The organism is Acidobacteriota bacterium (assembly GCA_016715115.1).
GTDB lineage: Bacteria > Acidobacteriota > Blastocatellia > Pyrinomonadales > Pyrinomonadaceae > JAFDVJ01.
On record JADKBM010000004.1, the window covers coordinates 99945 to 113372 of the forward strand.

At 52.4% G+C, this 13428-nt stretch carries 12 protein-coding genes and 1 pseudogene; 1 reads left to right on the forward strand and 12 read right to left on the reverse strand.

The genetic code is table 11. From position 1 onward, the window contains the following. Positions 1 to 594 precede the first annotated feature (594 nt). The 6 genes and pseudogenes from IPN69_02695 to IPN69_02720 form a co-directional block, all read right to left on the reverse strand. A complete protein-coding gene (locus IPN69_02695) occupies positions 595 to 1536 on the reverse strand; it encodes a cellulase family glycosylhydrolase (GenBank protein MBK8809623.1) in 942 nt (313 codons plus the stop codon). Positions 1537 to 2001: 465 nt separating this feature from the next. Next, positions 2002 to 2910: a hypothetical protein gene (locus IPN69_02700; GenBank protein ID MBK8809624.1), complete on the reverse strand. Its 909-nt coding sequence runs from the start codon at positions 2908 to 2910 to the stop codon at positions 2002 to 2004. Between the two features lie 753 nt (positions 2911 to 3663). Continuing rightward, complete coding sequence (locus IPN69_02705; protein MBK8809625.1) at positions 3664 to 4740, reverse strand: hypothetical protein; 1077 nt, start codon at positions 4738 to 4740, stop codon at positions 3664 to 3666. 220 nt (positions 4741 to 4960) lie between these two features. After that, a pseudogene (locus tag IPN69_02710) lies at positions 4961 to 5584 on the reverse strand (restriction endonuclease). A gap of 12 nt (positions 5585 to 5596) precedes the next feature. Further along, positions 5597 to 6550 carry a hypothetical protein gene (locus IPN69_02715; protein ID MBK8809626.1) on the reverse strand — a complete coding sequence of 318 codons (954 nt, stop codon included), beginning with the start codon at positions 6548 to 6550 and terminating at the stop codon, positions 5597 to 5599. An 844-nt stretch (positions 6551 to 7394) separates the two neighbouring features. Then, positions 7395 to 8546 carry a pyridoxal phosphate-dependent aminotransferase gene (locus tag IPN69_02720; GenBank protein ID MBK8809627.1) on the reverse strand — a complete coding sequence of 384 codons (1152 nt, stop codon included), beginning with the start codon at positions 8544 to 8546 and terminating at the stop codon, positions 7395 to 7397. Between the two features lie 115 nt (positions 8547 to 8661). Here IPN69_02720 and IPN69_02725 point away from each other — a divergent pair, with 115 nt between their 5' ends. Continuing rightward, entirely contained in the window at positions 8662 to 9078 is a 417-nt protein-coding gene (locus IPN69_02725; protein ID MBK8809628.1) for a nuclear transport factor 2 family protein, read from the forward strand. 64 nt (positions 9079 to 9142) lie between these two features. On the opposite strand, the gene IPN69_02730 is transcribed toward IPN69_02725, so the two are convergent. The 6 genes from IPN69_02730 to IPN69_02755 are packed head-to-tail and all read right to left on the reverse strand — an operon-like array spanning position 9143 to position 13407. Next, complete coding sequence (locus tag IPN69_02730; GenBank protein MBK8809629.1) at positions 9143 to 9535, reverse strand: hypothetical protein; 393 nt, start codon at positions 9533 to 9535, stop codon at positions 9143 to 9145. 35 nt (positions 9536 to 9570) lie between these two features. Then, positions 9571 to 9861 carry a hypothetical protein gene (locus IPN69_02735; GenBank protein MBK8809630.1) on the reverse strand — a complete coding sequence of 97 codons (291 nt, stop codon included), beginning with the start codon at positions 9859 to 9861 and terminating at the stop codon, positions 9571 to 9573. After that, positions 9858 to 11345, reverse strand: a complete 1488-nt coding sequence (locus tag IPN69_02740; protein ID MBK8809631.1) for an MFS transporter — start codon at positions 11343 to 11345, stop codon at positions 9858 to 9860. The genes IPN69_02735 and IPN69_02740 overlap by 4 nt, the downstream gene beginning before the upstream one ends. Beyond that, the gene (locus IPN69_02745) at positions 11323 to 11466 is read right to left on the reverse strand and encodes a hypothetical protein (GenBank protein ID MBK8809632.1); all 144 of its coding nucleotides are present in this window, start codon (positions 11464 to 11466) and stop codon (positions 11323 to 11325) included. Before IPN69_02745 ends, IPN69_02740 begins: the two co-directional genes overlap by 23 nt. Before the next feature lies 1 nt (position 11467). Continuing rightward, positions 11468 to 11926 carry a hypothetical protein gene (locus IPN69_02750; GenBank protein ID MBK8809633.1) on the reverse strand — a complete coding sequence of 153 codons (459 nt, stop codon included), beginning with the start codon at positions 11924 to 11926 and terminating at the stop codon, positions 11468 to 11470. A gap of 23 nt (positions 11927 to 11949) precedes the next feature. Next, positions 11950 to 13407, reverse strand: a complete 1458-nt coding sequence (locus IPN69_02755) for a dihydroorotase family protein (GenBank protein ID MBK8809634.1) — start codon at positions 13405 to 13407, stop codon at positions 11950 to 11952. Positions 13408 to 13428: the final 21 nt, after the last annotated feature.

The following is a 13428-nucleotide window of genomic DNA, read 5'->3' on the forward strand; positions in this document are numbered from 1 at the left end:
AATTGCAGAAACCCGCACGAAGTAAGGGTGCTGAACCGCCGACAACGAGTCCGTTCGTCAACGCCTACCCCCTTACTTCGTGCGGGTTTCTGCAAATGTTTCCCACCGCCAAATCGCCCCCGAACTGAACCTGGCTTTTTGTCGCCCTCAAATGGAAACAACCACTTACCAGTGGTTAAGCGCCATTCATAACGCGCCGGAGCGCAGGCAGCCTTGCCTGCATGTCGCGAAAGCGACAAAAGAAGGCTTGGGTCTTTGTTCAAGCAAAACCAACACATAACCCAACAAACCAATCGCAAATTGCAAACTAACCGCTCACTGTCAACGACCCACCGACCACGGCGACTGTACGCGAAACGCCGCCTGGAAGTAAACTTCAGGCGAAGTCAGGTTCCGCAGCATCAGTATCGACGACAACTGCGACGGTCACGCCGGTCCTCAGCGTTCCGTTAGAAAGCAAAATCAAAGGCATTCCGCAAATTATTCAAGAATGCCAATTTTGGATAATTGCGGCGCATTCGGGGATGGCGGTCACACCAAAACACCAAGGTCCCGCGAGACGATTCTGCCTCGGGGACCTTGATCTAAGAACAATTAGCCTAACCATCGACGCAATACACGTAAAGTGTCGGGATCAGCTTCATAGTCCCAAACCGGAGATTCACGAAAGGCATGAAGCGTTAAACCGTAAAAGCCGCGCTTATCGACCTCGTCGGTAAAATCACGTAAGAACCTTGCGGCGTCGCGATGACTGTGATGAATACCAACCTCGCCGATGTAAACTCTAATACCGTGACGACGACTGAAGCCTTCGACGCGGTCAAGTCTGGCGCGAAGCTGGTCTAGGGTCGTATTAACGGCGCTTTGGCTGCCTGCCGAGCCTACGTAGCGATAAGCGCTCGCAACTGCCAATTCGCTACTTTGAAACCTAAAATCCCAGGCGTGAAAATTTATGATTTGGTCCGGGATAGATGGGAGCGGCGTAAACGAAGGCGACGTGGAGGGGCCGGTCGTATTACCTTTCGGGGAATAAACGATAACTGAACGTGGATCATATTCTCGAATTTTTCGGGCGGCCCGCAATGCCACCGCTGGCCAGTCGACTCGATCGTTTGGCTCGTTACAAAGCTCGTAGAGGATTCTCGTCGGACGATTTGCTCGTGAGCCGAAATGCCGAGCAAATGCCTCCCATTTGGCCACAAACTGATCAACATCAGTTATTGTGGAGCCGGGAACCTCGCTCGGATGGTGAAAGTCAAGAACCATGACCATGCCCCGGTTCGAAGCGGTTTCATAAGCCTGGTCGGCGAAATAAACCCAACAATTCAAGTCACATGGAGTGCTAAAGTAGATCGGAAATCTCACCAGATTTGCGCCGTAATTCGCAACATCATTGATATCTCGCTGAGTCTTTGGAATGTTGAGCTGTGCAGTTTCGAGCACTACACCACGAAGCGGCAATGGATGCACATCGACTGCCAGGAATGCAAAAAAAGTAACGGCCAGTAGAGTCGAAGAGAATAAATGTTGTCTCATTAAAATACCTCCATTATTAAAAAGTCTTGAGCCATTCACGCGTGCGCGAAGTTGGCCACATTGTCCGTTTTTCAGCTAAATTGAAATCATCGGTATCAACAAGCTTTTGGTTCTTAGATCTAATCCGCTAAGTCAATTAATTTAGCGGTTGCGTAGTTAAAAGTTGAAATTAGTCAAACTGCCAGATTGCAAGAAAAATGTTTGCTAATCTGCAACACCGGCGCCGATGTTCTGCGGCCTAATTAGTGGCAATGTCCGAAAAGAATTCATCGCTGAAATGTCGGCTGGGCACGAAAAACACCAACGGTGCCCTTCACCCCAATCTTGTTGTGCGCGAGAATCCAATTCGAATCCAGCGCTGGAATCGTCCAAGATTGTCCCGCCAACAATTCCGTTCGTTCATTTTGTACTTAGGAATTGTTCCTGTTCCCGATTACGGACATCAGGAACAGGAGCATCAGACGGTTAAAGTAAGCCGAAAAACCTGCGTAGAACCTTTGCTTCCTCCACGTCAAATGCCTTGCCGTTGCAATCACTAAATGTTCGTGAGGTTCGCGCCATGTATCGTCCGTCGCAATCGCGATACATGTTGTAGGCGGGACGCCAAAGGCTGGTGCGAATCCCACTCGTTCGCGATCGAAAAGTTGAAAGACTATATTTCGTACTGGTATTAACCGAACTAAACATGCTGGCCAACTCCCGTGTTGCACCAAACAAAAGCATTTCTGGATCGTAAACAAAAACCCCGTCATTACTGTAGACATTCGCACCACTCGCATTTCCGATAACGCCGTGCTTTTCGAGCTCCACGCTTTTGAACGAATAGCTACTTCCATTGATCGAAACTGTTCTCGACGGCCTCAATTGATCCAAATTGGTCGGGTCTGGCGACCGTCGCAAAATCAGTTTCCCGATACTTCCACCTCCAAGATTCAATGCGATGTTTCGGGCGGCAACGTTGATTTCGGAAACCGTTGCGAAATCCTCCAAAGAGGGAGACACGACTATCTGAGCTTTGTCTTTATAAGCGCCAAAGAATGCGCGAAATTTGTCCAGCCCATTGACTGAACTCCCCGTAGCGTGAAAATTCAAATACACTACGGCGTAAACTCGTTTTTGTCCCAAAAGTCCGTCAATGATATTTCGCATATTCTTATACGGATCCGCGGCGGACGCCGCCACATTCGGCGCGAAACTTACTTCTACCTCCGGATCGGCAGTGTTTCTCAAAACCTGCACCAGATTGGACGTACTTGTGGGCCCCCAGCGATGAAGCAAAACGGCCTGAACCCCCTTGGTTGGCGCACCAAGAGCAAGGATACCGTTACCGACGATCGTTAAAACAATTAAAGTTGCGACTACAAATTTCTTCATAACTTCTACCTCAAATTTTCAAAGCAATTTGTTTTTTGTCCTTATTTTTGCCCCTTTTACAGAATCCACAGTTCCCAAGGAAAGGCGGCCGGACAAAACTCTTATTCGAATAACCCCCAAATCCAAACAGATAACATGGGTCGAGTGGGAGCCGGCCACAAAACCCGGCCTGACTTGACAGGAACAAAGTTCCCATTGAAACCTCTTCGAATTTTCAAGCGATTCTTAAACTAGTGCCTTACGCCAGCTGGTAAGACATCTGCAATTTTATCTAAAAAGATGACCGACTTTGTCATCAAGTTTGTACCTCTTTTTGTCAGCCAGACTCGGAGGCGCCTGTCGGGATCGACTGCGACAAAGATAAGCAAATACAGAGTTTAGCGGATGAAAAGTCGGGTCAGGAATGTCAGGAAATGTCCGGATCTGTCAAGAGCCAAATGAAGTTATGAATGATGATGGTCAGCAGGCTTTGCCGAAGAGAGGGCTTCGTCGCGTCGACAATGGGGGAAACTTATTGTGGGTTGATTCTGTATAGCGAATTACAAACTAGTTAAATCAATCACGTTTTTCAACACAATTTGCGCAGGGATTTCGCGTCAACGGACTGAGCCGTATATTAAGCCGTCGCACTCCCGGGAATAGTTAAGATAAAGGTTGGCCCCACAATTAGTCGAGTACCAAGCAACGTTGACGAATTTCGCACGCTTCTGCAAACTTCAATCATCAATCGCAAACAAGGGCTGCTTGCCATCTTTACTCGAAATGCTCAGCAAACGTTACCATCACTTCGCCGTTGGGGTGCCGCATCAGGTGACAGGATTCATCCACGTCTTCGTCGTCTTTTTCGGCGGCGTTATGTATTAGCATTACGCACATCGAATGTGATTCGGGGTCAACGTTATTTTCTCGGTAAAGCGAAAGTAACTCTCGCCATCGCCGGCCAACGAAATATCCGCAGGCTGCCGTCCCAGTGGCAGTTCGGCCAGCGACCACCCATTGGTAGCAAGGATCGTTATCCGCTAACGGGAAAGAAACGATTCTAGCGACTAGCCCAATGTCGTAGCCGTCAGGCGGTGGCACTTCCTCTCCTTCAAAAATGATATTGTCGGTGAAAACGCTTTCATCCTTAGGTGAACGGCTGTATGACACTCGGAAAAGCTTTCTGTTGCAATAGTCTGAGAGCTTTAATGTATATACATTGAATAGGCCGATCGAAATGACCAAGCTTGAAGGATTGGGGCGGCGCAAAACATCGTTGTGAAATGACACGCGGGGTGATTCGATGAACTTGGCGAACAGATTCGAAATGTGAACGGACGCTCGAACATCCTCGTAAGGGAGCCAATAAGCCACACCTTCAGGCATCGGACGCGACTCGTTGTCGACCAGATTGTCCAACAATCCACTTCTCAACAAGTTGCAGTTCATCGTGCTCGTTGGCAGAGCCCCAAGATCACGATAGGCAAATACCATCCTAATAGAATTTTCACAGCTCTTACCAAAGAGCGTAGCGAAGTCCTCTTTCTCGGTGGTTGCCTTTATGAACACGCCACTAAGACGATAACCTTCACCGCTTATCGTCTCAATCAACTTTTTGTCGCGATCCTCAAGCGCTTGACGCAACTCATAAATCACCTTGCGAGCGGCATCAGAATCATGTCTACCAATTGCTTCCCCCAAGACCCAATGTGTCAAAAACAAAGTACCGGATTCGGCGAATTTCTTTAAAGCGCTTTTGCAAGGAGAACTCAACTTACAAACTGAACCATTTCGACTTAGGAGCCCGGAAGCAACGTCAAAGGTAAATGAACCGATTTTCAAAACTGACATAAATTCACAGAAGTTTAAATGAGATATTGGAGGTTAAGAATGCTAACTGCGCATTTCCGTCAAAAATATAAATGCATCGTGCGATAAGGTCAAGTTGCCTGCTAAGCCCCCAATGCAAAACCCGCCGAAGAATCCAATTTTATTTTTGCTCATGTTAGAATTTTGATCTCTGCTCAAACAAGCCGACCAACGCTTCGCGCCACTGACATCCGCTCACCGCTTACTGCTCACCGCTCACCAACCACCGCCACCACCGTATCAGCCCGTAATGCGTCAGACCCTCGTGGCTTTCGACGCCTGTATAGCTCAACGATGCGTCCTCGTAGCGACGAAACGCGAAGACGGCTTGGTTCATTTGTTCGGTGTTGAATACTTTGAGACTGACGAGCAAATGAAAGTCCTCGACCGAGAGACGGGTCACCGTTTTGAACAGCTCTGGTTCGAGTTTTGAGATTACGTCCTGCAGCGTGTTCTCCCGAAAATCCGTCAGGTACATGAATGCCGGGATGCGCGTTGCGAATTTGATGAGTTTTTCCTGAACCTGTTTACGCTTCGATTTGAACTCCTTCTCCTCCGCCGTCAGTTCCCTTTGCTCGTTCGGACTGAGATTACGTTCCTTTGCCGTGTTCTTTGTTTCCTTTACCTTTTCGCTCTTGTTGATGATCGTCTCAATGATGTTATCGCCAAGCGAACGCCAGCCTTCGATGCGTTCGACGGCCACCATCGCTTCCGGGCTACTCATCACGCAGCGAAGTGTGTCGTTGTCGACATTGACGAGCACCGCGATTTCCCATTTGCGGGCGAGCAACGTCGCCGAGGTTTCCGCCATTGCAATATCGAAAATGCGGTGCCCGCCCTAATTCTTCCCGCCGGCCTGAAGTGACGTTGAGTAGTAACCGAACGCGCGTTTGTTATACTCGCGCGATTCCTTGTCGTATGCCCACGAAGACAGTGCTAGGACCGCGAGCAGGGTCACGAAGGTCGCCGCCGCCTTTTGGTATTCGACCGCCCGCAGACTCGCGAACGGCTTTGCGCCGAGACGTTCGCGCATGAAATTGATGATGCGGTTCTTCATCAAATGCTTGTCGATACACATTACGATCATGATCCCGAAAAACATCGCCACGTTGATGAATGAAATTACGGCGATCGATCTCGCGAAGTCCGCGCGAGACTGGATCTTCCGCATTTCATCATAGTAGTTGGCCTGCAAATAAACCCTGTTCTTCGCGTGGTAATAGAGCTTTACAATGGCGGATTTGACCTCGTCGATGCCGAGCGCGCCGCATTTTTCGCATTTGCCGTCCGTCTTGACCCATTCGTTAAGTTCAGCACCGCGCTCGGCGTCGATCCGCAGGAAGGCCGCGTTCGTCGCCAGGTCCTTAGCGAGGTGGCTGAACTTCAATTCTGGCGATTCTTCAACCAGAACCTTGAGCCTCGTGTCGTATTTGGATTCAAGACCGAATGGCAGTTCGTTGTCGACAAATTTATACGAAACGTCCTCGGCGAGAATTCCGACCCCAAACGAAAGTCCGATAAACACCGCCAGCCGCATGTTCTGAACCGCATCTCCGACGGCTGGCGGCGAAGTCCCCGTTTCACCGTTAAGCCCGAGCCTTGTATCCCTTCGCCGCCGTCCTCGCATCCGTTTCGGCGAGGAAGTGACCGTTTCACCGTCAAGCCCGAGCCGGTCGCGAAAGAATCCTGTAATAACCATCCCTGACAGATAATAAAGGACAAGTTCGATCCCAAGGATTGTAAACGCCCCGATCATAAACGTGATCCCGATTTCCTTCAGCCCAAAATCCATACCAAATTCTCCTGTCTTTACGTTTAATGCCGCCGGCCGGTAAAAACTTACACCCCGCCGAAAGAAAGTTGTCTGGAAGGATTTAATAGGAAGGCAAAGAAAGACACATTACTTGTCAACGCGCGAGCGACCGGTCTCAATTCTGAGGGCTAATCAACTTTCTTTTATTTCATTTTCAAAGACAATCCCGTCCAAAACGCTTTTGATTCAAGAAGGTTGCGGATGCCGGCCTCATAAACCCGGATCAACGATGGCAAGGTTAAGGCGTCTTTTGCCGAACCGCTGTCTCGATCAATACAGATCGTATCTCTAATGTGTGACTCAAGGAGCCTGTCGGAAAAAGCAGTTTGACAGCTGAATTTGCTTCTTCGAGCGAGCGGAGCACGCGAGCTTGCGATAGCACCACGTGGGACGGAGCCGAACCCAGGTGGCTGAACGCCCGAGTTCCAAAGCGTATGTCACACGCGCTGATTGACAGTGGCAGCAACAGGTCCGCGTGTTACACACGCTCGTTTGAATTAATCGGGGCTGACACCACGTTCCGCTTCGCTCCACGTGGTGCTATCGTTAGTGCGTGTGCTCCGCACACTGAATCGGTTTTTCCGACAGGCTCCAAGGTAAAGGCAGATAGCCTGCAATCATTCCGCGTGGCGGGTACGTCCTCTGAAACCTGAGATATTTGAGATCTCAAGTCGGCTTCAGATGACCAACCACGCGAGACAATTCTCCAAACGCCGAGGGCTCGTTTCGAAATCTGACGATTTTGACACTTGCAGTCCAGTAGTTCCGTCAAATCCGGTTCTGCAATCCAAAGTTTAGGACAGCATTGTTTCAAAAACCCAAATCAACCGAGCGCTTCTTTCATCCGTCTTACGCCTTCGGCCATTCTCTCTTCGTTGTTGCAGAAAGAAATGCGCAGGAATCCTTTTGCTTCGGAACCGAACGCAATTCCCGGAACGGTGATGACGCGGTTTTGCAGGAATCTTTCGGCGACCTCGAGGTCGCTCATTCCGAGCGGGCGAATGTCGAGCATCGTGTAAAAAGCGCCCTCGGGCGATGTTCCCTTCAGTCCGAGTTCCTTTTCCAGAAGCTCGATCAAGAATTCGCCGCGGCGTTTGTAGATCGCGCGCGCCTCGGCCTTTGAGGCCTCGGCTTCCGCCGTCCAGCCGAGCAACGACGCCTTTTGCGAGATCGTCGGGGTGCAGACCGTCAGGAATCCGTGAAGCGTCAGCGCTGCCTTGACAACATCGGACTGCGTTGATGCGATCCAACCGACGCGCCATCCGGTCATACTGAGCGATTTCGAAAGCCCCGAGACGATGATCGTCCGATCGTAAAACTCGGACGCCGAATGCGGCTTTTCCTTGAACCAAAGATCGGCGTAGATCTCGTCCGAAATAAGATAGATTCCGGTGCCCTTCAGAACATCGGCGATCTTCTCCAAGTCGTCCTTCGTAAAGATCTTGCCGGTCGGATTCGAAGGCGAGATGACAACCGCGGCTTTGGTTTTCGGTGTAATCTTCGATTTGAATTCCTCGATGTCGAAAGCAAACTCGCGATCGGCCGGAAGCCTGTAAAAGACCGGCGTTCCCTCCGCGATCAGAACGCAGCCCTCATACGCCGGAAATCCCGGATCCGGAATCAGGACCTCATCTCCCGAATCGACGATCGTCAGAAACGCGGCCGTCATCGCTTCCTGGGATCCGACGGTCAGGCAAACCTGTTCGGCGTTCAATCCGAGATGCGCGTAACTCTCCGCGATCTTCGCACGGAGCGCCGGCAGCCCGGCGTGGGATGTGTAGCCGTTTTGTTCGTCGAGGGTCACACGCGCAGCCTCGCGACGCATAAAATCCGGCGTCGGAAGATCGGGCTCGCCGAGCCCGAAGTTGATCGAATCGGGCAAGGCGCGTTCGAAGATCTGGCGGATAAGTGTCGGCTGGACGCCTTGAAGTCGGCGCGCGGCGTGAAAACTTGCGTCTTTTAGTGTCGGTTCCATATTCGTTTACCACTTCAATAATACCGCAATCCGGGGCGACTTTGAAATTTGGGAGGTTGCGATCTCCGCGCGAAATTCTCCCGCAACGCGCATTTTGGTTTAGAATGTTACGCGTATGGATCTGATCGAAAAATCAAAGGCGCATTTCGCTGCCATCATCGACAAAAGGGTCGACGACATTTTGAGTTTTTACGCCGATTCGCCCGATTTGCAAGTCTTCGTCGAGGGTCCGCGCTGGGTGACGGTCGGTTTCGATAACGTCGCCAAAGGCTGGCGCGATTTCTGCTCGTCCGAAATTTCGATGATCGATTGCAATTGGGTCGAAGCGCTCTATTCGAAAGTTGTCGGGAAGATGGGATTTGTCGGCGGAATCGTCGAACTCACGGTCTCGATCAAAGGCGAGATCAAACACATCAAATTCCGCGGAACTTTTGTTTTTGAGGAAGTCGCCGCCGATGACTGGCGCGTCGTCCACGAACATTTCTCTCAACCCGCCGCCGACCCGTACGGCATCGGCGACTGGCTCAAGTAGTTTGGCAGCCCGGCTTTCCGGCTTTCGCTTGGAGTTCCGGCTTCAGCCGGCCAGCGATCTCCGATCACTGCTCCGGATCCTTGGCAAAAAAGAAGAAGACAAGCAATACGATCCCGAAGAACCCGTCGTACGCAATACCGAAAAGCGTCAGCGGTTTGGCGTGGCCGTTCAAAGCGAGATGGAGAAACGATGCCGCGACGATCAGTTTTCCGATCCCGCCGATCAGCGCGATGATCCGGTAGCGAAACGGTTCTTTCGCGAGATACCAGTACGCGACCCCGAGAAGCAAGACAAACACCCAGAAGTTGTAATGGTAAAAACGCAGGAGCGGGTTTATCTCAACCTCGCCGTACGCCAGACCGATGTGGGTTTGAATCGAGGCGATCGCCGCCACGGCCGCGATCACATTTCCAACCGCCGTGATCTTGAAACAGGTTTTGTAGAAGTTAAGATTCATATGCTGGCCGGCTACTTTGGCCGGAATTCCAAACGTCAAACCACTCGATTCCACTCGTACATTTTGAACTCGTACAGACCCTCGAAAACAAGCGGGTCGGCCGAGGCAAGCGCGCGCGCCGCGTCGTCGTCCCCGGCGGCGAGAATGTAGCAGCCGCCGCCAAGATCAGTCGTCTGGTCGACGAACGGTCCGGCGACAACACATTTTCCACGAGCGCCGAGATCCTTGAAATAGGCAGTATGCGCTTTCAGGACGCCAAGCGCGAATTCGTCCGAGACTTCGGCCCTTTTCGGGGTTTTGTGAATCGTGAAAAAATAATGCTTCATACGGCTGCTGCGTTTCTTACCGACCGCGCCGACCAAATTCCGGCGGCAAGCCCGACCACGAAGCCGGCGATGATCGTCGGCAGGATCAGGCTGAAATTCTCGATTCCGGTGACGACCTTCAGGATCTCATTGAAAACCGGTCCGCCGATGACGCCGACAAGCGCCCCGATGACGGGGGCGAAGATCACCGGCAAGAGCCACATCGGGCGCTTGAATCGGTTGAGGAAGATATTCAGGAGAACGACCATCACGAGGGCGATTCCGACAACGATCGTCACCCCGTAAAACGCGGTCGTGTAATCGCCGCCGTTGGCGTCGGCGATCTTGCCGGTCAGAAACGTTCCGAGGGCGCCGCCGACGGTTTCAATGACAGTCACCGCGCCGAGGATCTTGCCGTATTCCTTGAGCCCGAAATAGTCAGCCACCAGGAGTTGCAGCAAGACGAAGGTCCCGCCGTAATTCATCCCGAAAAAGATCGCGAAGAGATAGACGGTCGTCGAATTGAAATAAAGGAAAAAGAGCGTCGCCAGAAACATCGTGGATGCCGAAATGAGCATTACGCGGTTGCCCGGATAACGATCGGAAAGCCAACCGAAAAAGAACTTGCCGATAATGCTCAGGAGAAAAAGAAGCGACTGGACGTTGCTCGCCTGCTGCGGCGTGAAGCCGATCTTCGGGCTTTGCAGATAAAGGTTCAGTTGCTGGCTGACGACAAAAATGGCGTAGAAGATCAGCGCCGCGCAGATCCCGAAGATCCAGAACATCGGCGTCGCGAGCGCCTCGCCGAGGGTCATCCCGGTCAAACCCGAATGCGAACCGGTTGCTTCGCCGGTTGTATCCGCGGCGGCGCCGTCCGGTGCGCTGCCGACATCCGCCGGACGGTTCTTGACCAGAAAGATCACCGCCGGGAAAAGGACCGCCCAAATGATCAGGCTGACACAGACCATCGACGTTCGCCAGCCGTACGCCTGAATCAGCGGCGTCGAGATCTGCGGTATCAGCACGCCGCCGAAACTCGTTCCGGTGAGCACGATCCCGAGCGCCATTCCGCGTTTTTTGTGGAACCATTGCGAGATCAGGACCGTGTTGACAAGAACGCCGACGAATCCGAGCGACGTTCCGAGCAGCGCGTGCGCGATGTAAACATAAAGCGGCGATGTCGCCTGCGAATAGATCAACAGCCCCGAACCAAGAATGAAGCAGCCAATGATCATCATCGTCTTTGCGTTCAGGCGCTGCAGCAGAAAACCGGCGACGGGCGAGAGGAATCCGGCAAGCAAAAACGTCAGCGCGGGCGCAAGTCCGTAAACCGATTGGACCTTGTCCTGGCCGACGCTGCCAAGCGCGACGAGATCGGTTTGGACGAATTTGTAATAGACCGGAATACCGCCGATCGAAAGCCCGTTGCTGACGACGAGGGCAAGCGTCGAGATGGCGACGATCACCCAGCCGTAAAAAAATTTACTTGTGTTTTTTTCGGTCATGTCTTTTTTTTGCCTCGGCGGCTTTTTCGACCGTGACAAACTTCGCCTTCTTCAGGATCAAGCACAACTCCCGCAAACGATCCACGGTGCGAAGACGACGCAAGACGGCTTCCTCGGACATATCAATTTGATTCATTCTGCAATCTCTCGAGATCAGCCAGATCCTGTGATCTGCCTGCCAGCGTTTTCATTTTGATCAGCCCGTCCCGCGAAACGATCGAGTATCTGTTTCCCGCCAGATCCATCGTTATCCGACTGTCCCAGACATCGCGAACGTGCGGTGTGACCAGAAGCAAATCGAGCGAAAGAACCTCTCCTTCGTCGTCGATCTTTGAGACGCGTCGAATCTCGACAGCGCGTTCCTTGAATGACATATCAAGGCCGCGAATATCAAAGCCCAGCTTCGCGGCAACGTCATAACTCTCCTCAAGCGAATCGGCAAGGATCAGAAAATCAATGTCGATTGTTGCCCGCGAAAAGCCGTGTACGGCCATTGCCAGCCCACCGCAAAGACCATATTCGATGCCGGCCGCGTCAAATGCCTTGGTCAACGCGGTCATTTCGTCAAAAAGCGTAACCATACTGCCTAAATTACATTAGATTATCATTCGTGCAAAGCGGTCGGCCGCTTGATGAATTCGCCGCGTTTTTCGTCCGTCACCTTGCCGTTGTCGAACATCACGCGGCCGCGCAGGATCGTTTGGGTCGACCAGCCTTTGGTCAAAAATCCCTCGAACGGCGTGTGATCCTGGTCCGACAAAAGCTCGTCCGATCGAATCGGTTTTTCGAGGTTCATATCGACGATCGTCAGGTCGGCGTCGGCGCCGATCGAGATACAGCCCTTGCGCGGAAACAGTCCGAAATTTCGCGCCGGATTGGCCGAGACGAGTTCGGCGATCCGTGAGAGCGAAACGCCCCGTTTGTGCGCGCCTTCGCTGAGCAGAATCGGATAGAGGATCGAACTTCCTCCAAATCCCGGAAGTGATTCCCAAACACCCTGGCGTTTGTGTTCCTCGCCGCAGCAGGCGTGGTCGGAGACGACCGTATCGACGTGTCCGCGCTTGATTCCTTCCCACAGAAATTCGCTGTGTTCGCGCGTCCGGATCGGCGGATTGACCTTGCCTTTGAGTCCGATTCCACTGCGGTCGAGTTCTTCGTGATCAAGCGCGAGATGATGAAGCGTCGTCTCGAGCTTGATGTCGTGATTCGGATACGCGCGGCGGACATCGATGCCGGCCGAGAGCGCGTCGCGGCTTGAAAGATGCAGCAGATTGATCGGACAGCCGGTCGCATCGGCAAGGATCGCGGCTTCGTGGACCGAGAGTTTTTCGGTCAGCGGCGGACGGCCTTCGGAGTAAGCTTTCAGACCGGTCAGCCCCTGCTGTTTGACGCGTTCGATGAATACGCGGATCAACTCCGGGTTCTCGCAATGCAGACTGAGCGAGATTCGCGCCTTGTCGCGATGCTTCGCGGCGGCGGCGGAAACGCGCGTCATCAGTTCGTACAGATGCCCGAGATCGTAGTTTTCGGCCATCGTGTAATCGCTGCCCTTGGTCGAATCCGCCGAAAGGGTCAACGCCTTGTAGAACATATAGAACTTGAAGCTTCCGACGCCGGCATTCTCGACCAGCCAGTCGACCTCGTCGAGCTGCGCGGCGGCCATCGGCGCGATGTGATAGCAGTAATCGGTATAGAAGTGCCCTTTCGAGAGTTCGAGGACTTCGGGGAAAATGTCGCGGTAAAACCCGGTCTTGTTGAGGTAGTGATGGCCGGTGCGAAAATAACTGATGACCGTCCCGACGCCGCCGACGAGCGCCGTGCGCGATTCGCTTTCGGCGTCGATCGAATGCGGACGATAGATCCCGATGTGGTAATGGCTGTCGACAGCGGCCGGGAATACGTATTTGCCCGTCGCGTCGACGATCTCGTCCGCAAGATTCGCGTCGATCGAATCACTGATCGATGCGATTCGCCCGTCCTTGATACCGATCTCGCATTTAACTTCGCCGTGAAACGGGAAAACGACCGTTCCGTTCTTAATGATTGAATCGAATCTCATAATCTGTTCGGAAGCCCACTGTTT